This is a genomic window from Pseudonocardia sp. WMMC193, assembly GCF_021728735.1.
In the GTDB taxonomy this organism is placed as follows: Bacteria; Actinomycetota; Actinomycetes; order Mycobacteriales; family Pseudonocardiaceae; genus Pseudonocardia; species Pseudonocardia oroxyli.
Genome location: NZ_JAKKDO010000003.1, coordinates 2,955,176 through 2,975,270, shown reverse-complemented (window position 1 = coordinate 2,975,270; position 20,095 = coordinate 2,955,176). Strand labels below are relative to the sequence as shown.

Here is a 20,095-nt window from a genome sequence, read left to right as displayed (position 1 = left end):
TCCGGTAACGTAGCGCCCCGATGAAGAGCAACGACGAGGCGCCCGTTCGGCTCAACGTCTGGGTCGCAGGTCGCGTCCAGGGGGTCGGTTTCCGCTGGTGGACGCGGTCCCGTGCGCTGGAGCTGGGTCTGGTGGGGGAGGCCCGCAACCTGTCCGACGGCCGGGTGGCGGTCGCGGCCGAGGGGCCGCGGGAGGCGTGCGCGAGCCTGCTGGCCCTGCTGCGCGGTCGCGAGACACCGGGACGGCCCGGACGGGTCGACTCCGTGGCCGAGCAGTGGAGCTCGGCGACGGGACTGTGGACGGAGTTCGCCGAGCGGTAGCCGTTCTGTCGGTGCCCGGGTCTAGCGTGCCCTGCACCACACCGGTGTCGGCCTTGGAGGCAGCGATGACCGTTCAGCTCAACCCCTACCTGCACTTCGACACCTCCGCCCGTGCGGCGCTGGAGTTCTACCAGTCCGTGCTGGGCGGGGACCTGCAGATCATGACGTTCGGCGACATGGGGTCCCCCGGCCCCGTCCCGCCGCCCGAGGGCGTGATGCACGGCCAGCTCCAGACCGCGGACGGGTTCGTGCTCATGGCGTCGGACGGCGATCCGGAGCGGCCCACCGAGGCGGGTGGGCAGGTGTCGGTCAGCATCTCCGGTGACGAGTCGGCGAAGATCGAGGGCTGGTTTTCCGCGCTCGCCGAGGGCGGCGTCGTCGACGTGCCGTTCGAGAAGCAGATGTGGGGAGACCACTTCGGGCAGGTCACCGACCGGTTCGGCATCCGCTGGCTGCTCAACGCGGCCGGGTAGAGTCCCGCGGACTGACCACACCCGGGGGACGTGTGCATCTCAAGAGCCTGACGCTGAAGGGCTTCAAGTCCTTCGCCTCGGCCACGACGCTGCGCCTGGAGCCGGGGATCACCGCCGTCGTGGGGCCCAACGGCTCCGGCAAGTCGAACGTCGTGGACGCCATCTCGTGGGTCCTCGGCGAGCAGGGGGCCAAGGCCCTGCGCGGCGGGAAGATGGAGGACGTGATCTTCGCGGGCACGTCCGGGCGGCAGCCGCTCGGACGCGCCGAGGTCACGCTCACCATCGACAACTCGGACGGCGCGCTGCCGATCGAGTACTCCGAGGTGTCGATCACCCGGCGGATGTTCCGGGACGGCGCGGGCGAGTACGAGATCAACGGCAGCGCGTGTCGGCTGCTGGACATCCAGGAGCTGCTGTCGGACTCCGGCATCGGCCGGGAGATGCACGTCGTGGTCGGGCAGGGCCAGCTGGACGCGATCCTGCGGTCCAAGCCGGAGGAGCGCCGCGCCTACATCGAGGAGGCCGCGGGCGTCCTCAAGCACCGCAAGCGCAAGGAGAAGGCGCTGCGGAAGCTCGACGCGATGCAGGCCAACCTCACCCGGCTCACCGACCTGACCTCCGAGCTGCGCCGCCAGCTCAAACCGCTCGGTAGGCAGGCCGAGATCGCGCGCAAGGCCCAGCAGGTGCAGTCGGAGCTGCGGGACGCGCGGATCCGGCTGGCGGCGGACGACATCGTCACGCTGCGGGAGTCCCTGGCCCGGGAGGAGGCGGACGAGCAGCAGGCCCGCGCCCGCCGTGCCGAGATCGCCGCGCAGCTGGACGAGGCGCGCGCGGCGCAGGCCGGGCTCGAGGAGGCACTGGCTGCGGATGCGCCGCGGCTGCAGGCGGCGCAGGACACCTGGTACGCGCTGTCGGCGCTGGCCGAGCGGCTGCGCGGCACGGTCCGCCTCGCGGAGGAACGGGCCCGGCACCTGGCGGCGTCGGCCGCCCAGGAGTCCGCGGCGCGCTCGCCCGGCCGGGACCCGGACGAGCTCGAGGCCGAGGCCGATCTCGTCGCCGAGCAGGAGGAGGAGCTGGTCGCGGTGGTCGTCGAGGCCCGGCAGCGGCTGGCCGAGGTGCTGGAGGAACGCGCCGAGCACGAGCGCACCCTGCAGGCCGCGGAGCGCGCGCACCTCGCGGCGGTCCGGGCGATCGCGGACCGCAAGGCGGGCCTGGCCACGCTCGCGGGCAAGGCCGAGGCGCTGCGCAGCGGCGCGGCCGCCACCGCGGAGGAGATCGAGAACCTGTCCGAGGCGCTCGGCGAGGCCGAGGCCCGGATCGTCGAGGCGGCCGAGGAGCTGGAGGCCGCCCGCGAGGAGCTCGGCGTGCTGGACGAGGCGGACGCGGGCGAGCTCGCCGCCCGCGTCGAGTCCGCGGCGCAGGCCCAGGAGTCCGCGGCGGCGCGGGTCCGGGAGCTGGTCGCGCAGGAGCGGGAGCTGGAGAAACAGGGCGCGCACTGGCAGGCCCGGGTGGATGCGCTGTCCGTCGGGCTCGCGCGCAAGGACGGCACGGGCGCGTTGCTGGCGTCGGAGTCCGAGGGCGTCCTCGGCGCGGTCGCGGAGCTGATCGAGGTCGAGCCCGCCGCCCGCCCGGCCGTCGCGGCGGTCCTGGGCGAGCTGGCCGAGGGCGTGGCCGTCGCGGGTCCCGCCGCGGCGGTCGCGGCGCTGCGCGCGCTGCGGCAGGGCGAGCACGGCGCGGCGACGCTGCTGGTCGGGGCGTCGGGGGAGGGCCCGGAGCTCGAGGCCGCCGCCGAACGCCGCCCGGTGGCCCCGGCGGGCCGCCCCGCCCCGCCCGCCGGGCGGTGGGCGGCCGAGGCCGTTCGCGCTCCCGCCGGCCTGACCGCGCCGATCGGGGGGCTGCTGAGCGGGATCGTGCTGGTCTCCTCCCTCGACGAGGCCGCCGTCGTCGCCCGGGCCGGGCTCGTCGCCGTCACGTCCGAGGGGGACGTGCTGGAGGAGTTCCGGGCCCGCGGCGGGTCCGGCGGCGGGTCGAGTGCCTTGGAGCTGCAGGCCGCGGTGGACGAGGCCGTCGCCGCGCGCGAGGCGAACGAGGCCGAGCTGGCCCGGCTGCGGCCCGCGCTGGACGGGGCGCGCGCGGAGGAGGCGGCCCGCAAGGCGGACGTCGAGGCCGCCACCGCCGAACGGCGGGCCGCCGAACAGCGGCGGGCCGCGGCGGGCAGCAGGCTCGGGCGGCTCGAACAGGTCGTGCGCTCGGCCGAGCAGGAGGCCCAGCGGCTGCGGCAGCGCCGGGACGCCGTGGAGGCCCGCCGGTCCGAGTCGCTGCTCGCGCTCGAGGCCGCCGAGCACCAGCTCTCCCTGGCCGAGGACGAGGAGGTGGAGGACGAGCCGGACACCGAGGTGCGGGACACCGCGGCCGACCGGCTCGCCACCGCCCGGTCCGAGGAGGTCGAGTGCAGGCTGGCCCTGCGCACCGCGGAGGAGCGGGCCCGCGCCATCGCCGGTCGGGCGGACTCGCTGCGCAGGCAGGCCGCGTCGGAACGGCAGGCCAGGGTCCGCGCGGAGGCCGCGCGCAAGGAGCGTGAGCGGGGGACCGCCGTCGCCGGCATGGTGATCGAGGCGGGTGGCCGCGCCCTCGACCGGCTGGACGTCTCCCTCGCCTCGGCCGCCGCGGAGCGGGACGAGGTCGCCGCGGCCCGGGCCGACCGCGAGGCCGCGCTCACCGAGGCCCGCGCCACGACCGGGCGCCTGTCCGGCCTGCTGGACAAGCTGGTGGACGCCGTGCACCGGGACGAGGTCGCCCGCGCCCAGTCCCGGTTGCGGCTCGACCAGCTCGTGGAGAAGGCGTTGGCGGACTTCGGCGTCGGGGTGGACGACCTGGTCGCCGAGTACGGCCCGGCGGTCGGGGTGCCGCCGTCGCCCGCGGAGATGGCCGAGTACGAGGCCGCGAAGGAACGCGGCGAGGAGGTCGTCGCGCCCCCGCCGATGCCGTACGACCGGCCGACCCAGGAGCGGCGGGCGAAGCGCGCGGAGAAGGACCTGTCGCTGCTGGGCAAGGTCAACCCGCTCGCGCTCGAGGAGTTCGCCGCCCTGGAGGAGCGGTACACCTTCCTGTCCACGCAGCTCGAGGACCTGAAGGACACCCGCCGCGACCTGCTCACCGTCGTCCGCGAGGTGGACGACAAGATCCTCGAGGTCTTCACCACGGCGTACGAGGACGTGGCCCGCGAGTTCGAGACCGTGTTCGCCACCCTCTTCCCTGGCGGCGACGGCCGGCTGGTGCTCACCGACCCGGACGACATGCTGACCACGGGCATCGAGGTCGAGGCGCGGCCGCCGGGCAAGAAGGTGAAGCGGCTGTCGCTGCTCTCCGGCGGCGAGCGTTCGCTCACCGCGATGGCCCTGCTGGTCGCGATCTTCCGGGCCCGGCCCTCGCCGTTCTACGTGCTCGACGAGATCGAGGCGGCCCTCGACGACGCCAACCTCCGCAGGCTCATCTCGCTGATGGAGGAGCTGCGCTCCACCTCACAGCTCATCGTGATCACGCACCAGAAACCGACCATGGAGGTCGCGGACGCCCTCTACGGCGTCTCGATGCGCGGGGACGGCATCACCACGGTCATCTCGCAGCGGCTCCGGGCGGCGTCGTAGGACCGGGGTCTGACAGGGTGGGGGGGTGACGACGCAGACCCTCTGGACCGTCGTGGTCGTGGCTGTGGTGGTCGTGCTGATCGCCCTGGTCGCAGGCATCACGATCAGCCGCCGCCGAAGGATCTCCCTCCGCGAGCCCGAGCAGCTCGAGACCCCGGAGGAGCCGAAGCCGCGGCAGGGGAACACCTACACGGCCCGCAGCGGGTTCGACTTCACCTCCGGGGGCGGCACGGCGACCGTCGAGCCGCCCGCGGAGAAGAGCACGGAGACGAGCGCGGAGAAGAGCGCCGAGAAGGCCGTCGCGCCCGAGCCGGAGCCCGCGCCGCGGCCGGGCACCGTCGTGACCGGCCCGGCGCAGGTCACCGGGACCGAGCCCGCCGCACCCGCCGCACCGACCGAACCGTCCGAGTCGAGCGAGCCGACCCCGCAGATCCCGCGGACTCCGACCGAGCGCCCGCCGGGCGACGAGCTGACCGGCACCGCGGACGATGTCCGCACCCCGCCCCGCGGCCTGCCCACCGGCGGCACCGCGACCGAGGCACGCACGCCCCCGGAGGGGATCGCGGTCGTCCGGGAACCGGACACGGACACCCCGCCCGACGGCCTCCCCGTCACCCCGGCCGAGCCCTCCGCCGCGGAGGCCCCGACCACCGAGGCCCCGACCACCGAGGTCCCGACCACCGAGGTCCCGACCACCGAGGTCCCGACCACCGAGGCCCCGCCCGCGGACACTCCGACCGCGGAGACTCCGGCCGCTGCCGCCGCGGCCCCGACCGCACCCGAGGCGACCGCACCCGAGGCGACCGCACCCGACGCACCGACGACCCGGATGCCGTCCCCGGACGCCCCGACCACCGAGACCCCCACCGCGCCCGAGCCCGGCACCCCCGCCCCCACCCGCCCCGCCGCACCCACCGAGGAGATCGCCCCCGCCGAGGGCCGCCTCGAGCGGCTGCGCGGCAACCTCGCCCGCTCCCGCTCCGCCTTCGGGCAGTCCCTGCTGGGCCTGCTGGGCGGCGGCGAGCTCGACGAGGAGTCGTGGGAGGACGTCGAGGCCACCCTCCTGCAGGCCGACCTCGGGCCGGAGACGACCGCCGAGATCGTCGAGACCCTGCGCACCGAGCTGGCCCGCCGCGCCGTCCGCACCCCCGCCGAGGCGAAGGCCCTGCTGCGCGAGGTGTTGATCGGCGCGCTCGGGCCCGACATGGACCGCTCCATCCGCGCCCTCCCGCACGACGGGCGGCCCGGCGTGCTGCTGGTGGTCGGGGTCAACGGCACCGGCAAGACCACCACCACCGGCAAGCTCGCCCGGGTCCTGGTCGCGGGCGGGCGGACCGTCGTGCTCGGCGCGGCCGACACCTTCCGGGCCGCCGCCGCCGAGCAGCTCGCGACCTGGGGTGACCGCGCGGGCGCCGCCGTGGTGCGCGGGGCCGAGGGCGCGGACCCGGCCGCGGTGGCGTTCGACGCCGTGAAGCGGGGGACCGCGGACGGCGCGGACGTCGTGCTCCTCGACACCGCGGGCAGGCTGCACACGAAGACCGGCCTGATGGACGAGCTGGGCAAGGTCAAGCGCGTCGTCGAGAAGCAGGCCGAGGTGGACGAGGTCATCCTCGTGCTGGACGCCACGACCGGCCAGAACGGCATGATCCAGGCCCGTGTGTTCGGCGAGGTGGTGAAGGTCACCGGCATCGCGCTGACGAAGCTCGACGGCACCGCGAAGGGCGGCATCGTCTTCCGCGTGCAGCGCGAGCTGGGCGTCCCGGTGAAGCTGGTGGGCCTCGGCGAGGGCTCGGACGACCTCGCCCCCTTCGAGCCCGCGGCCTTCGTCGACGCCCTTCTGGGCTAGCGCGGCCCGGCGGTCGGACCAGTCACCCCGCGTCGTCGGTGCGGGACGAATGCCACGAAACGGTCACACTTCTCGTCACGGAGCGCTCACACTGGGTCGCGGGCCGATAACGAAACGTGGATGTAACTCGCTCGGCCGCCGGGTTCACGTTGTCGAAACACAGAGCGCTCTTCCGCGAAACATCGTGGTCCGATTCTCTGCGCACCCACTGCTCCGTCGGGGCGGTAGACGACAGGGAGGGAGAGCCGTGGAAGGGCTCGACACCGGCAATACCGCGTGGATGTTGGCCAGCACTGCGCTGGTCCTGTTCATGACCCCTGGACTGGCGCTGTTCTACGGCGGCATGGTCCGGAGCAAGAGCGTCCTGAACATGATGATGATGAGCCTGTCCGCCATGGGGCTCATCGGCGTCCTGTGGGTGCTGTACGGCTACTCGATCGCGTTCGGGAACGACGTCGGCGCCGGCCTGCTGGGCAACCCGTTCGAGGCCTGGGGCCTCAAGGGCCTGTTCGTCGGCAGCTACACCGGCGACGAGGTCTCCTACGTGCTCTCGGCCGACATCCCGGCCCTGGTGTTCGTCGCCTTCCAGGCCACGTTCGCGATCATCACCGTCGCCCTGATCTCGGGTGCGGTGGCGGACCGCATGAAGTTCGGCGCCTGGCTGCTCTTCGCGGGGCTGTGGGCCACGATCGTCTACTTCCCGGTCGCGCACTGGGTGTTCGCGTTCTCGAACGACGACGCGGGCGTGGTCGGCGGCTGGATCGCCAACGACCTGGCCGCGATCGACTTCGCGGGTGGTACGGCGGTCCACATCAACGCCGGTGTCGCGGCGCTCGCCCTGGCCATCGTGCTGGGCAAGCGCAAGGGCTGGCCGCGTGAGCCCATGCGGCCGCACAACCTGACCCTGGTCATGCTGGGTGCGGGCATCCTGTGGTTCGGCTGGTTCGGGTTCAACGCCGGGTCGGCGCTGGGTGCCAACGGCACGGCCGCCTTCGCGATGGTCAACACGATCGTCGCCACCTGTGCCGCGATGCTCGGCTGGCTCGCCACCGAGCGCGTCCGGGACGGCAAGGCCACCAGCCTCGGCGCCGCCTCCGGCATCGTCGCGGGTCTGGTCGCGATCACCCCGTCCTGCGCCTCGATCTCCCCGATGGGTGCGATCCTGCTCGGCGCGATCGCCGGTGTCGTCTGTGCCCTCGCGGTCGGCCTGAAGTTCCGCTTCGGCTACGACGACTCGCTCGACGTCGTCGGCGTCCACCTCGTCGGCGGCATCCTGGGCACCGTCCTGATCGGCTTCCTGGCCGACCCGGGTTCGCCGGCCGGTGTCGCGGGCCTGTTCTACGGCGGCGGTGTCGACCAGCTGTGGCGCCAGGTCGTCGGTGCGCTCGCCGTCCTGCTCTACTCGGGCATCCTGACCTTCGTCATCGCCCTGATCGTGAAGGCCATCTTCGGTGGCAAGATCCGCGTCAGCGACGAGGACGAGGTCACCGGGATCGACGAGTCGGAGCACGCGGAGACCGCGTACGACTTCTCGAGCCACCGTGGTCTGGCGGGTGTCGCCGGGACGCCGCGTCCCGACGCCGCCACCGCGGGTGCCCAGTCGGTCGTCGCCGGCAAGGAGGGCTGAGGAATGAAGCTGATCACCGCCATCGTGAAGCCGTTCGTGCTGGAGGACGTCAAGGGCGCCCTCGAGCAGATCGGGGTCCTCGGGATGACCGTCTCCGAGGTCCAGGGCTACGGCCGCCAGAAGGGTCACACCGAGGTCTACCGGGGTGCCGAGTACTCCGTCGACTTCGTGCCGAAGGTGCGCGTGGAGGTCGTCGCGGACGACACCCTCGCGGACAAGGTGGTCGACGCGGTCGTCGAGGCCGCCCGCACCGGCAAGATCGGCGACGGGAAGGTCTGGGTCTCCCCGGTCGAGACCGTCGTCCGGGTCCGGACGGGCGAGCGCGGGACCGACGCCATCTGAGTCGGTCCCGAGCAGGGGCACCGGGCCCGCTGTGCCGCTCCGGCGGCGCGGCGGGCCTGCGGTGTCTCGCGGGACCGAGTGATTCCTCCCGTCTGTCCGGTTCCGCCCGCCACCACCGATCGGAGAGCCCCCGATGATGCTCGTGACGGCGATCGTCAAGCCGTTCGCGTTGGACGACGTCCGTGCCGGACTCGAGCGCCTGGACGTCGCAGGCATGACGGTCAGCGAGGTGACGGGCTACGGCCGCCAGCGCGGCCACACCGAGGTCTACCGGGGCGCGGACTACCACGTGGACTTCGTGCCCAAGGTGCGGATCGAGATCGTGGTGGACGAGACCGTCCTGGAGAAGACCATCGAGACGGTCGTCCAGGCGTCGCGGACCGGCAAGATCGGGGACGGCAAGGTCTGGGTCGTCCCCCTGGAGACCGTCGTGCGCGTGCGGACCGGCGAGCGGGGCCCGGACGCCCTGTGATCAACGCAGTGACGCCCTCGGGGGGATCAGGGTCCGCCGAGGACCTGGTCAGGGCCAAGGCCGTGCTGCTCGACCAGCACGGCGGACGACGACGGCTGGCGCCGGACGCGTTGCGCACCGCGCTGGTCGACCTGCACGACTTCTGGCTGTCGTCGCGCGCGACGGCCATCGGCATCTCCGACCGGGCGGCGCTCGTCGCGGTCGGGGCGCTCGGCAGGCGCGAGCTCTGCCCGTACTCCGATCTGGACCTGGTGCTGCTCCACGACGGGCGCAAGGACGTGGACCGGTTGGCGGAGGAGCTCTGGTACCCGCTGTGGGACGCCGGGGTCGGCCTCGACCACTCGGTCCGCACGCCCGGGCAGGCCGTCCAGGTCGCGGCGACCGACCTGCGGGCCGCGTACGGGCTGCTGGAGCTGCGCCACATCGCCGGTGACCCGGCCCTGTCGGAGAAGGTGGCGCAGGCCGTCCGGCAGGCGTGGCGGGCGGGCATGCGGAGCCGGTTCGACGAGATCGCGGACTCCGCCCGGGACCGCTGGGCCAAGGTCGGCGACGTGGCGCACCGCATCGAGCCGGATCTCAAGTCCGGGCACGGCGGCCTGCGAGACGTCCAGCTGCTGGACCACCTCGCCGTCGCGCAGCTGGTCGACCGGCCCTCGGGCGAGGTCGCCGAGGCGCGGCTGCTGCTGCTCGACGTCCGCACCGAGCTGCACCGGATCGCCGGGCGGGCGCGGGACGTGCTGCGCGCCCAGGAGGCGGACGAGATCGCGGGCGTGCTCGAGCTGGGCGACCGGTTCGACCTGGCCAGGGCCGTGTCCGGGGCCGCCCGGGCGGTCGCCTTCGCCGCCGAGGTCGCACTGCGGTCGGCCCGCTCGGCGCTGCCCCGCCGCGGCCTGTCCGCGCTGCGGCGCGCACCCGTGCGCCGTCCGCTGGACTCCGGCGTCGTCGAGCACGCCGGGGAGGTCGCCCTCGCCCGGGACGCCGCGGCGAGCCGGGACCCGGCGCTGGTCCTGCGGGTGGCGGCGGTCGCCGCACGGACCGGGCTGCCGATCGCCGCGGGCACCCTCGCCCGCCTGGCCGAGACCGCCCCGGAGCTGCGCGAACCGTGGCCGCGCGCCGCCCTGGGCGAGCTGCTGTCGCTGCTCGGCACGGGCGAGGGCATGGTCGACGTGGTCGAGGCGCTCGACCGCACCGGCCTGTGGGGTCGGCTGTTCCCCGAGTGGGGCGCGGTGCGCGACCTGCCCCCGCGGGACCGGGCGCACGTCTGGACCGTGGACCGGCACCTGATCGAGGCCTGCGCGCGGGCGGCCGCGCTCACCACCCGCGTGTCCCGGCCGGACCTGCTGCTGGTCGGAGCGCTGCTGCACGACATCGGCAAGGGCCGCGGCGGCGACCACTCGGTGGTGGGGGAGTCCCTGGCCGTGCAGGTCGGGCGGCGGCTCGGGTTCGGCCCGCACGACGTCGACACCCTCGGCGCGATGGTCCGCCACCACCTGCTCCTCCCGCACACCGCGACGCGACGGGACCCCGAGGACCCGGCCACCGTCGCGCGGATCGCGGAGACCCTGGACGGGAACCCGCTGCTCCTGGACCTGCTCGACGCGCTGGCCGAGGCCGACTCGCTCGCCACCGGCCCCGGGGTGTGGACGCCCTGGAAGCGCGCCCTGATCCGGGACCTCGCGACCCGCGTCCGGGCCCGGATGATCGGCGAGCCGCCGCCCGGGCCCGTGCAGCTCGCCGACTCCGCGGCCAAGGCGGCGGAGGAGCTGGTCGCGCTGGTCGGCGCGGACGGCGGCGTGCAGCTGCGGCTGCTGGCCGAGGACGACCTGGCCACGGTCGTCTCGGCCGTCCCCGACCGGCCGGGTGTGCTCTCGGCGGCGGCGGGCGTGCTCGCGCTGCACTCGTTGGAGGTGCACGCCGCGGAGGTGCACACCGAGACCGCGCCGAGCGGCACGGTGGTGGCGGTGTTCAGCTTCGCGGTGTCGCCGCGCTTCGGCGGGCTGCCGGACCCGGCGCTGTTGCGGGCGGACCTGGTCCGCGTGCTCGACGGCGGGCTCGAGCTGCCGGAGGCGTTGGCGCGCAAGGAACGCGACTACGCACCCACCTCCGAGGTCGCGGAGCGCACCGCCCCGCCGCGGGTGCTCTGGTTCGACGACGAGGCCACCGGCGCCGTCGTCCTGGAGCTGCGGGGGCGGAACCGGATCGGGCTGCTCCACCGGGTCGCCGCGGCGCTGGAGGGGGAGGCGATCGACATCCGGTGGGCCCGGGTGGAGACCCTGGGCGCGTCGGTCGTCGACTCGTTCGGCGTGGCGGGGTCCGGTGCGGACGGCCACGTCCCGAAGGGCGACCGCCGCCGGATCGAGCAGGCCGTCCTCGGCGCGGCGAGCGAACGGAGGATCCCCGCCCGCTGAGGCGGGTGCGCGACCCGACGCGGGGACGACGCGGGACGACGCGGGAACGACGCGGAACGAAGCGGACGGACCGGACGTTGGTCTCCCGTGATCCATGCACTGCCCGCCCCCGGCGACACCCCGCGCCGCGCCCTGCCCGTGCCGGGGCACCCCGTGCGCCTCGCGCTCCCGGGGCGGGTGTTGCTGCTGGTCGCGGGCGTGCCGGGCGCGGGGAAGAGCACGGTGCTGCGCCGGTTGCCCCTCGGCGACACGCTGCGGGTGCTGGACTCGGAGGTGCAGCGGGACCGGCTCGTGCGGCTGCTGCCGGACGTGCCGTACGCCCGGCTGCGGCCCTGGGTGCACCTCCTGCACCGGCTCGCGGTGGTCGGTGCGGCGTGCGGGGCGGTGCCCACCGTCGTCGTGCACCTGCCCGCCACGGGGGCGGGCCTGCGCCGCGCCGTGCGCGCGGTGGCGCTCGCGACCGGACGGGAGCCCCACCTGTTGTGGATCGAGGCGCCCGCGGCGGAGGCGCTGTGCGGGCAGGCCGCCCGCGGCCGGATGATCGAGCGCAGCTCCTTCGCCCGGCACGTCGCCCGGGCCGCCGGGGTCGCCGAGCGGATCCGGGGCGGCACGCTCGGCGAGGGCTGGGTCTCGGCGACGGCGCTGGACCGCCGCGCCGCCTCCCGGGGTCTGGTGCTGGACCGTCTGCGGGAGCGGGACCAGGCCAAGTAACCTGGGAGGCGTGTTCGACACCCTGAGCGACCGCCTGTCCGGAGCGCTGCGCGACCTGCGCGGCAAGGGACGGCTGTCCGACGCCGACATCGACACCACGGCGCGCGAGATCCGGATCGCGCTGCTGGAGGCCGACGTCGCGCTGCCGGTGGTCCGGTCGTTCATCGCGCGGATCAAGGAACGGGCCAAGGGCGCCGAGGTCAGCCAGGCGCTGAACCCCGCCCAGCAGGTCGTCAAGATCGTCAACGAGGAGCTCGTCGGCATCCTCGGCGGGGAGACCCGGCGGCTCGCGCTGGCCAAGGAACCGCCGAGTGTGATCATGCTCGCCGGTCTGCAGGGTTCCGGTAAGACCACGCTCGCGGGCAAGCTCGCCAAGTTCCTCGGCGGGCAGGGGCACACCCCGCTGCTGGTGGCCTGCGACCTGCAGCGACCCAACGCGGTCAACCAGCTGCAGATCGTCGGTGAGCGCGCGGGCGTCCCGACCTTCGCGCCCGAGCCCGGCAACGGGGTCGGCGACCCGGTGGACGTGGCCCGCCGCGGCATCGCGTACGCGCGGGAGAAGCAGTACGACATCGTCATCGTCGACACCGCGGGCCGGCTCGGCGTGGACGCCGAGCTGATGCGGCAGGCGTCGGACATCAAGGCCGCCGTCCAGCCGGACGAGACCCTGTTCGTGGTCGACGCCATGATCGGTCAGGACGCGGTGGCCACGGCCGAGGCGTTCCGGGACGGGGTCGGGTTCTCCGGCGTCGTGCTCACCAAGCTCGACGGGGACGCCCGCGGTGGTGCCGCGCTGAGCGTCCGCGAGGTCACCGGCCAGCCGATCCTGTTCGCGTCGAACGGGGAGAAGCTCGAGGACTTCGACGTCTTCCACCCGGACCGGATGGCCTCGCGCATCCTGGGCATGGGCGACCTGCTCACCCTGATCGAGCAGGCCGAGCAGGTCTTCGACCACGAGCAGTCGCAGAAGGCCGCCCAGAAGATCTCGACCGGCGAGCTGACCCTCGAGGACTTCCTCGAGCAGATGCTGGCCATCCGCAAGATGGGGCCGATCGGCAACATCCTGGGCATGCTCCCCGGCGCCAACTCGGCGCAGATGAAGGAGGCGCTCGCCCAGGTCGACGACAAGCAGCTGGACAAGCTGCAGGCGATCATCCGCGGCATGACCCCCGCCGAGCGGGACGATCCGAAGATCATCAACGGGTCGCGCAGGCTGCGCATCGCCAACGGCTCCGGGGTGACCGTCTCGGACGTCAACGACCTGGTCAACCGCTTCTTCGAGGCCCGCAAGCAGATGAAGCAGATGGCGGGGCAGTTCGGCTTCGGCGGCGCCGGGCGCTCCGCGACGCGCAAGCAGGCGAAGAACAAGCGCAAGGCCAAGCAGGCGAAGAAGGGCGGCGGCAGGCCCAACCGCGCCCCCGCGAACCCGTTCGGCGCGGACCTGTCCCAGATGCCGCCGAGCCTGCAGCAGCTGCCGCCGGGGCTCGACGGGCTGCCCGCGGACTTCGACATCAGCAGGCTGAACTTCGGGGACAAGAAGGGCAAGTAGTGCCGGGTCCGACACTGCACCTGCGGGGGACGGTCCTGCCGGACGGGCGCCGGGACCTGGTCGTCGCCGACGGGGTCGTGCAGGCCGACCCGGTCGCCGGCGCCGAGGTGATCGACGCGCCGTTCATCGTCCCCGGGCTGGTGGACGCCCACTGCCACGTCGGGATCGCGACCGGCGGGGTGCCCGCGACCCTGGAGCAGTGCGAGGAGCAGGCGGTCGTCGAGCGCTCGGCGGGGGCGCTGCTGCTGCGGGACTGCGGCTCGCCCACCGACACGTCGTCGCTGCGGGGCAGGCCGGACCTCCCGGAGATCATCCGCGCCGCCCGGCACCTCGCCCGGCCGAAGCGCTACATCCCCGGGCTGGCGCTCGACCTGGACGATCCCGCCCTGCTGCCGGACGCGGTCGCCGCGGCCGCGACCAGGGGCGACGGCTGGGTGAAGCTGGTGGGGGACTGGATCGACCGGGGTGAGGGGGACCTCGCGCCGCTCTGGCCGGACGACGTGCTGAAGGCCGCGATCGACGTCGCCCACTCCCACGGCGCCCGGGTGACGGCCCACGTGTTCGGCACGGACGCCCTGCCCGGCCTCCTCGAGGCGGGCATCGACTGCCTGGAGCACGGCACGGGCCTCACCGAGGACCTGATCGCCGCGATGGTCGCCCACGGCACCGCCCTGGTCCCCACGTTGATCAACATCGAGACCTTCCCGGGCATCGCCGCGGGCGCCGGGAAGTACCCGGTCTACGCCGAGCACATGCGGGACCTGCACCGACGCGTGCGGAACACCGTCGGTGCCGCGATCGACGCCGGCGTGCCCGTCTTCGCGGGGACGGACGCAGGCGGCGGCATCGCCCACGGCCGGATCGCGGACGAGGTCCTCGCGCTGCGGGCGGCGGGACATCCCGACCCGGTGGGCGCGGCGTCCTGGACGGCCCGGGAGTGGCTGGGGCGGCCGCTGCTGGAGCCGGGGGCGCCGGCCGATCTCGTGGTGTACCGGTCGGATCCCCGTGCCGACCCCGAGGTGCTCCGCGAGCCCGTCCTCGTCCTGCTGGGTGGTCACCCCTACTGATCGCCGCTCACGAGGTGGGGCGGGCGCCGGGATCCGGGCGGCGGTAGCGTCGTGACCGTGGGCCAGCCCGATTCCTCCGACCCGCGCCTCGTCGAGCCCGCCGCCGGTCCGGACGGGGCGCCGGCAGGCCTGCCTCCCGAGGAACGGGCCGTCGAGGCGCCGCCCCGGCACCGATGGGGCCTGTGGTCCTACGTCGGGGTGGAGATCCTTTTCCTCGCCTCCTCGTTCGCGATCGGGTGGTTCCTGATCGGGCCCGACGGGCCGACGGCGCTCGCGGTGATCCTGGGGCTGTCGATCCCGACGATCCTCGCCGCGGGCACCGCCGTGCTGATCACGCGCTGGCGCGGCAACGGGCCGGCGGTCGACCTGGGCCTGCGCTGGTCGGCGGCGGACGTCGGCCGCGGGCTGCTGTTCGGCTTCGGCGGGCTGCTCCTGAGCATCCCGGCGTCGCTGGTGTACGTGGCGGTGGTGGGGGAGGACAACGCGACCACGGCCGTGGGGCAGGCGTTCGACGGCATCGAGGTCGGCTGGCCCGTCGCCCTGCTGGTGTTCCTGCTGGTCGCTTTCGTGGCACCGATCTGTGAGGAGATCGTCTACCGCGGGCTGCTCTGGGGTGCGGTGACGAAGCACGGCGCGAACCGCTGGGTGGCCTTCGCGATCACCACGGTGCTGTTCGCCGTGGCGCACCTGGAGCTCACCCGCACGCCGTTGCTGCTGGTCGTGGCGATCCCGATCGGCCTGGCCCGGGTGTTCACCGGCAGGCTGCCCGCCGGCATCGTCGCCCACCAGGTCAACAACCTGGTTCCGGCGCTGGCCCTCGCGCTCGCATTGACAGGTGGGGTACCGCTGGGCTGAAGCCCGTCTGGCAGAATGGTGCGTCAGGTCCGTGGCCGGCCCTCTACCGATGCCGCGGCCGAGCAGACACACGAGTGAGCGAGCCGTACCCCACGCGGTCCAGCGCTGACTCTCGAGCAGCACACACGATCCGCGAGGAGCACAAGAAGCGTGGCCGTCAAGATCAAGCTGATGCGTCTGGGCAAGATCCGTCAGCCGTACTACCGCGTCGTCGTCGCCGACTCGCGCACCCGCCGCAACGGGCGCGCCATCGAGACGATCGGCAAGTACCACCCCAAGAACCAGCCGAGCCTCATCGAGATCGACTCCGAGCGCGCGCAGTACTGGCTGGGCGTCGGCGCGCTGCCGACCGAGCCGGTGCAGCACCTGCTCGAGATCACCGGTGACTGGCAGAAGTTCAAGGGCCTGCCGGGCACCGAGGGCACCCTCAAGCCGCAGCCGGAGAAGGTCGACAAGCTGGCGCTGTTCAACGCCGCGCTCGCCGCCGCAGGCGAGGAGCCCACCACCGAGGCCACCACGCCGAAGAAGAAGGCTCCCAAGGCCGAGAAGACCGACGAGGCGGCGGAGTCCGCCGAGTCGGCTGCACCGTCTGAGGCGTGAGCGTGCTGGCGGACGCGCTGGAGCACCTGGTCCGGGGGATCGTCGACCACCCGGAGGAGGTGCGGGTCGAGCTCGTCACCAACCGGCGCGGTCGCACGCTCGAGGTCCGGGTACACCCCGAGGACCTCGGTAAGGTGATCGGCCGGGGCGGGCGCACCGCCACCGCCCTGCGCACCGTCATGGGGGGCATCGGCGGACGGGGCGTGCGGGTCGATGTCGTCGACACCGACCGGTAGGACGCCCTCGGGCAGGCCGCGCCGCGCGTCGGCGGGCCTGCGCAAGCCGGCCCCGGCGGCCGCCACGTCCCCGGCTCCGGCCGGGGACGTCCTCGTCGGGATCGTCGCGAAGGCCCACGGCCTGCGCGGCGAGCTCGCCGTGGAGGTCCGGACCGACTCACCCGAGGTGCGGTTCGCCGCGGGGTCCGTGCTGCGGGCCCGCAGGCCCGGCACCCCGGAGCGGACGCTGACCGTCGAGGGCAGCCGACCCCACTCGGGTCGGCTGCTCGTCCGCTTCCGGGAGGCGCCGGACCGGACCACAGCCGAGGAGCTGCGCGGTCTGCAGCTCCTGCTGCCCGCCGCCGAGCTGCCCGCCCCCGAGGACCCGGACGAGTTCCACGCCCACCAGCTCGAGGGCCTGCGCGCCGAGCTGGTGGACGGCACCGTGATCGGGACCGTGCGCGAGGTCGTGCTCGGTCCGGGCGGTGACCTGCTCGCGGTCGCGCGCGAGGGCCGTCCGGACGCGTTGGTCCCGTTCGTCACCGAGATCGTCCCGACCATCGACCTCCCCGGCGGGAGGGTCGTCGTCGCGCCGCCCGAGGGGCTGCTGGACCTGGACGTCTGAGCAGCTCCCGAGCACAGCGCCCGAGAACAGAACCCGAGAGAGGGGCCCACGGCCGTGGGCCCCTTTTTTCGTGCCCGCGGCGTCAACTTTGGTTGACGCCGTGGCGTCGTCAACGTAGGTTGACGACATGGCGGAAGCGACAGCGGTGGCCGCGGCGGCGTCCAGCAAGGACCCGCACGTCGGCCTGGCGGCGGTGGCGGCGCTCCGAGCGCTGCAGGAGTCCCTGGAGGAGCTCCAGGTCGGCAACGCCCGCGCCCAGGGCTGGTCCTGGGCGCAGATCGCGGGCGTGCTGCAGGTGAGCAAGCAGGCGGTGCACAAGAAGTACCGCCGACTCGGCTACTGAGGGGGATCACGGATGTTCGAGAGGTTCACGGTGACGGCCCGACAGGCCGTGGTGCAGGCCCAGGAGGACGCGCGCGAGCGCAGGCAGCCGGAGATCCGCACGGAGAACCTGCTGGTCAGCCTCTACCTCCCGCTCGACGGCGCGGCGGCAGGCCTGCTGCGGAGCGCCGGCGTCGAGCGGGAGGCGGTGGAGGAGGAGGCCGACCGCCGCGCACGCACCACCGGCGCGCCGGACGCGGGCAAGCTGGCCGTGCTGGGCATCGACCTGGACGAGGTGCGGCGCCAGGCGGAGGAGACCTTCGGCCCGGGGGCGCTGGACCGCACCCGGGCGGGCAAGCAGCGGCGGCTGTTCGGGCACATCCCGTTCGACGCGGCGTCCAAGAAGGCGCTCGAGCTGTCCCTGCGGGAGGCGCTGCGGCTCACACACAAGGAGATCCGCAGCGAGCACATTCTGCTCGGGCTGCTGCACGCGGGCGGGGGTGCGCAGGAGATCCTCGAGGCGCGCGGCGTGACGCTCGAGGGGATGCGGGAGGCGGTCGCGTCGCTGGAGGAGGCGAGCTGACGGCTGTCACACGAGCGCCGTCGGAGGGGTCCGCTCACTCCTCCTCGAAGGTGTCCTCGTGGCCGGTGCGGGCGGACCGGACGCCGTCGATCTCGGACAGCTCGGTCGCCAGGGCGGTGAGATCGCCGCGGCCCGCCAGGCGCAGGGTCACGGCCGCGGTGTCGGCGGTGCTCTCCCGGGCGATCTCCAGGTCCTGCACGGCCCAGCCGCGGCGGGTGCACAGCTGTACGACGGTGCGGAGGATGCCCTGGCCGTCGGCGTAGCGCAGGCGCAGCACCGGCGGGTCGCGGCGGCGGCGCTGGGTCGCCCTGGCCAGCGGGAGCAGGCCGCGCGTCACCACGAAGTGGCCCGCGGTCGCGGCGACCGCCAGGACGGGCAGTCCCGCGCCGCAGGCCGTGCCGATGCCGGCGGCGAGCCAGATGGTCGCCGCCGTCGTCAGGCCGCGGACGGCGTCCTGGCGGACGAAGATCAACCCGGCGCCGATGAAGCCGATCCCGGACACGATCTGCGCCCCGATCCGGGACGGGTCCAGTGCGACGTGGTCGGTGCCCAGCAGGTCGTCGAAGCCGTACTTGCTGACCAGCATGAACACGGCCGCGCCCACGCCGACCAGGGTGTGGGTGCGCAGGCCCGCGCTCTTGGCGCCCGCCTCCCGTTCCAGCCCGATGACCGTGGTGAGCACCAGGGCGAGCAGCACCGGCAGCAGCAGCGACCACTGCGTGTCGGAGGACCACAGCGAGGACACCCGACCTCCTTTGGCAGGATCCGCGAGGTGCGGATCGACGTCGTGACGATTTTCCCGAGCTACCTTGCGCCGCTGCGCGAGGCGCTGCTCGGTCGGGCGATCGACCGGGGGCTGATCGAGGTCGCGGTGCACGACCTGCGGGACTGGACGCACGACGTGCACCAGGCCGTCGACGACTCGCCCTACGGCGGCGGGCCCGGCATGGTCATGAAGCCGCAGGTGTGGGGAGAGGCACTCGACAGTGTGATCGGTCCCGTGATCGACACACCGGCGCGGCTGGTGGTCCCCACGCCCGCGGGGCGCCCGTTCACCCAGCAGCTGGCGCACGAGTGGACGAGCGAGGAGCGGCTGGTCTTCGCCTGCGGCCGCTACGAGGGCATCGACCAGCGCGTCGTCGACCACTACGCACAACGAATGCCGGTCGACGAGGTCAGCATCGGCGACTACGTCCTGGTCGGCGGCGAGGTCGCGGTCCTGGTCATGGTCGAGGCCGTGGTCCGGCTGCTGCCCGGGGTGCTGGGCAACCCGCGCTCGGCGGCCGAGGACTCCTTCTCCGACGGCCTGCTCGAGGGCCCGGCCTACACTCGCCCGGAGGTGTGGCGGGACCTGCCCGTGCCGCCGGTGCTGCGCAGCGGCGACCACGCCGCCGTCGACCGGTGGCGGCGTGACCGGGCTCTCGAACGCACGGCGCGCCTACGCCCCGACCTGCTCGCCGCGCTACCGCCGGACGCCCTCGACGAGACCGATCGGGCGGTGCTGGACGCCCTGGGTGAACGCCCGTAGAAGGCGTCTGGCACTATGGATGAGTTGCCAGCGCCGTACCGTGCTGTGTCGGCGCCTCCCCTTGCGAGGACCGGCGCCCCGGCACGTGACCTGACCGGCGAAGCTTGACGAACCATCTGGACGAGGACGGACCCGCGCGATGAACACCCTGGACGACCTGGACGCACAGATCCTGCGCTCCGACATCCCCGCCTTCCGGCCGGGTGACACGCTCAAGGTGCACGTGAAGGTCATCGAGGGCAGCCGCTCTCGGGTCCAGGTGTTCCAGGGCGTCGTCATCCGCCGTCAGGGTGCGGGCGCCCGCGAGACCTTCACGGTCCGCAAGGTGTCCTTCGGCGTCGGCGTGGAGCGCACCTTCCCGGTGCACACCCCGAACATCGAGAAGATCGAGGTCTTCTCGCGCGGTGATGTGCGTCGCGCCAAGCTGTACTACCTCCGTGACCTGCGCGGCAAGGCCGCGAAGATCAAGGAGAAGCGCGAGATCACCACTGCGAGCTGAGCCCGTCACCCCGACGTGACGGCGCCCTGCCGTAGCCTCATCACGTGGCGTCACCCGAGCTCCCCGACGACCGCCGCGGCAGGCCGCGTCGGGACGGTCCCCCGATGACCGGGGACGGTCCGCCGCCGGGCGCCGTGCCGCTCGCCGGAGAGCGCCCGCAGGGCCGGGTGCCCGGCACCGGGGCCAACGGGGCGCCGTTCCCCGGACCGGCGGAGTACCCGCCGTCCGGGCCGCGGGGGCCGATGCCCCCGCCGCAGGCACTCGGCGCACCACCGAATGCCGGCCACCGCAACGGAGGCCCGCGCAACGGGGTGCCTCCGAACGGTGCCGTTCCGAACGGTGCCGTTCCGAACGGTGCCGTCCCGAACGGGGTGGCGCCGAACGGCGCGATCCCGAACGGGGCGCCC

At 74.0% G+C, this 20,095-nt stretch carries 20 protein-coding genes; 19 read left to right on the top strand and 1 reads right to left on the bottom strand.

What is annotated here, in order from left to right:
* Nucleotides 1-20 precede the first annotated feature (20 nt).
* The 17 genes from L3X23_RS15510 to L3X23_RS15430 all read left to right on the top strand — a co-directional run bounded on the left by L3X23_RS15510 (nt 21) and on the right by L3X23_RS15430 (nt 17,661).
* Entirely contained in the window at nt 21-320 is a 300-nt protein-coding gene (locus tag L3X23_RS15510) for an acylphosphatase (protein WP_237192874.1), read from the top strand.
* 65 nt (nt 321-385) lie between these two features.
* Nucleotides 386-793, top strand: a complete 408-nt coding sequence (locus tag L3X23_RS15505) for a VOC family protein (protein WP_093079614.1) — start codon at nt 386-388, stop codon at nt 791-793.
* 32 nt (nt 794-825) lie between these two features.
* Entirely contained in the window at nt 826-4,440 is a 3,615-nt protein-coding gene (smc, locus tag L3X23_RS15500) for a chromosome segregation protein SMC (protein WP_237192873.1), read from the top strand.
* A gap of 25 nt (nt 4,441-4,465) precedes the next feature.
* Complete coding sequence (ftsY, locus tag L3X23_RS15495) at nt 4,466-6,286, top strand: signal recognition particle-docking protein FtsY (protein WP_237192872.1); 1,821 nt, start codon at nt 4,466-4,468, stop codon at nt 6,284-6,286.
* 280 nt (nt 6,287-6,566) lie between these two features.
* A complete protein-coding gene (locus L3X23_RS15490) occupies nt 6,567-7,913 on the top strand; it encodes an ammonium transporter (protein WP_237198044.1) in 1,347 nt (448 codons plus the stop codon).
* Nucleotides 7,914-7,916: 3 nt separating this feature from the next.
* On the top strand, nt 7,917-8,255 hold the full coding sequence (locus L3X23_RS15485) for a P-II family nitrogen regulator (protein WP_093079604.1): 339 nt from the start codon (nt 7,917-7,919) through the stop codon (nt 8,253-8,255).
* Between the two features lie 133 nt (nt 8,256-8,388).
* Entirely contained in the window at nt 8,389-8,727 is a 339-nt protein-coding gene (locus L3X23_RS15480; RefSeq protein ID WP_237192871.1) for a P-II family nitrogen regulator, read from the top strand.
* Nucleotides 8,728-8,735: 8 nt separating this feature from the next.
* Nucleotides 8,736-11,135, top strand: coding sequence for a [protein-PII] uridylyltransferase (locus L3X23_RS15475; protein WP_237192870.1), 2,400 nt, complete (start codon nt 8,736-8,738; stop codon nt 11,133-11,135).
* A gap of 87 nt (nt 11,136-11,222) precedes the next feature.
* Nucleotides 11,223-11,846 carry an AAA family ATPase gene (locus L3X23_RS15470; protein ID WP_237192869.1) on the top strand — a complete coding sequence of 208 codons (624 nt, stop codon included), beginning with the start codon at nt 11,223-11,225 and terminating at the stop codon, nt 11,844-11,846.
* A gap of 10 nt (nt 11,847-11,856) precedes the next feature.
* On the top strand, nt 11,857-13,395 hold the full coding sequence (gene ffh, locus L3X23_RS15465) for a signal recognition particle protein (RefSeq protein ID WP_237192868.1): 1,539 nt from the start codon (nt 11,857-11,859) through the stop codon (nt 13,393-13,395).
* Nucleotides 13,395-14,462 carry an amidohydrolase family protein gene (locus L3X23_RS15460; protein WP_237192867.1) on the top strand — a complete coding sequence of 356 codons (1,068 nt, stop codon included), beginning with the start codon at nt 13,395-13,397 and terminating at the stop codon, nt 14,460-14,462. The genes ffh and L3X23_RS15460 overlap by 1 nt, the downstream gene beginning before the upstream one ends.
* 57 nt (nt 14,463-14,519) lie before the next feature.
* Entirely contained in the window at nt 14,520-15,317 is a 798-nt protein-coding gene (locus L3X23_RS36170) for a CPBP family intramembrane glutamic endopeptidase (protein ID WP_237192866.1), read from the top strand.
* Nucleotides 15,318-15,467: 150 nt separating this feature from the next.
* Nucleotides 15,468-15,917 (top strand): 30S ribosomal protein S16, encoded by a 450-nt coding sequence (gene rpsP / locus L3X23_RS15450; protein ID WP_093079590.1) that lies wholly within the window; start codon nt 15,468-15,470, stop codon nt 15,915-15,917.
* Entirely contained in the window at nt 15,914-16,153 is a 240-nt protein-coding gene (locus L3X23_RS15445; RefSeq protein WP_093079585.1) for an RNA-binding protein, read from the top strand. The genes rpsP and L3X23_RS15445 overlap by 4 nt, the downstream gene beginning before the upstream one ends.
* On the top strand, nt 16,131-16,757 hold the full coding sequence (gene rimM / locus L3X23_RS15440) for a ribosome maturation factor RimM (protein WP_237192865.1): 627 nt from the start codon (nt 16,131-16,133) through the stop codon (nt 16,755-16,757). Before L3X23_RS15445 ends, rimM begins: the two co-directional genes overlap by 23 nt.
* Before the next feature lie 127 nt (nt 16,758-16,884).
* Entirely contained in the window at nt 16,885-17,100 is a 216-nt protein-coding gene (locus tag L3X23_RS15435; RefSeq protein ID WP_093079575.1) for an AsnC family protein, read from the top strand.
* Nucleotides 17,101-17,112: 12 nt separating this feature from the next.
* Nucleotides 17,113-17,661 carry a Clp protease N-terminal domain-containing protein gene (locus L3X23_RS15430; protein WP_237192864.1) on the top strand — a complete coding sequence of 183 codons (549 nt, stop codon included), beginning with the start codon at nt 17,113-17,115 and terminating at the stop codon, nt 17,659-17,661.
* A gap of 34 nt (nt 17,662-17,695) precedes the next feature.
* Here L3X23_RS15430 and L3X23_RS15425 read toward each other — a convergent pair whose 3' ends face one another.
* A complete protein-coding gene (locus tag L3X23_RS15425; protein WP_237192863.1) occupies nt 17,696-18,406 on the bottom strand; it encodes an MgtC/SapB family protein in 711 nt (236 codons plus the stop codon).
* 27 nt (nt 18,407-18,433) lie between these two features.
* Between L3X23_RS15425 and trmD the strand changes: the two genes are divergently transcribed.
* Both trmD and rplS read left to right on the top strand, forming a co-directional pair.
* On the top strand, nt 18,434-19,189 hold the full coding sequence (gene trmD / locus L3X23_RS15420) for a tRNA (guanosine(37)-N1)-methyltransferase TrmD (RefSeq protein WP_237192862.1): 756 nt from the start codon (nt 18,434-18,436) through the stop codon (nt 19,187-19,189).
* Between the two features lie 139 nt (nt 19,190-19,328).
* Nucleotides 19,329-19,688: a 50S ribosomal protein L19 gene (gene rplS / locus L3X23_RS15415; protein ID WP_093079557.1), complete on the top strand. Its 360-nt coding sequence runs from the start codon at nt 19,329-19,331 to the stop codon at nt 19,686-19,688.
* Nucleotides 19,689-20,095 lie beyond the last annotated feature (407 nt).

Excerpts from the sequence above, each read along its gene's own strand:
- L3X23_RS15510 (WP_237192874.1), top strand. The coding sequence starts at position 21 with ATGAAGAGCAACGACGAGGCGCCCGTTCGGCTCAACGTCTGGGTCGCA.
- L3X23_RS15505 (WP_093079614.1), top strand. The coding sequence starts at position 386 with ATGACCGTTCAGCTCAACCCCTACCTGCACTTCGACACCTCCGCCCGT.
- L3X23_RS15490 (WP_237198044.1), top strand. The coding sequence starts at position 6,567 with ATGTTGGCCAGCACTGCGCTGGTCCTGTTCATGACCCCTGGACTGGCG.
- L3X23_RS15485 (WP_093079604.1), top strand. The coding sequence starts at position 7,917 with ATGAAGCTGATCACCGCCATCGTGAAGCCGTTCGTGCTGGAGGACGTC.
- L3X23_RS15480 (WP_237192871.1), top strand. The coding sequence starts at position 8,389 with ATGATGCTCGTGACGGCGATCGTCAAGCCGTTCGCGTTGGACGACGTC.
- rimM (WP_237192865.1), top strand. The coding sequence starts at position 16,131 with ATGTCGTCGACACCGACCGGTAGGACGCCCTCGGGCAGGCCGCGCCGC.
- L3X23_RS15435 (WP_093079575.1), top strand. The coding sequence starts at position 16,885 with ATGGCGGAAGCGACAGCGGTGGCCGCGGCGGCGTCCAGCAAGGACCCG.
- L3X23_RS15430 (WP_237192864.1), top strand. The coding sequence starts at position 17,113 with ATGTTCGAGAGGTTCACGGTGACGGCCCGACAGGCCGTGGTGCAGGCC.
- rplS (WP_093079557.1), top strand. The coding sequence starts at position 19,329 with ATGAACACCCTGGACGACCTGGACGCACAGATCCTGCGCTCCGACATC.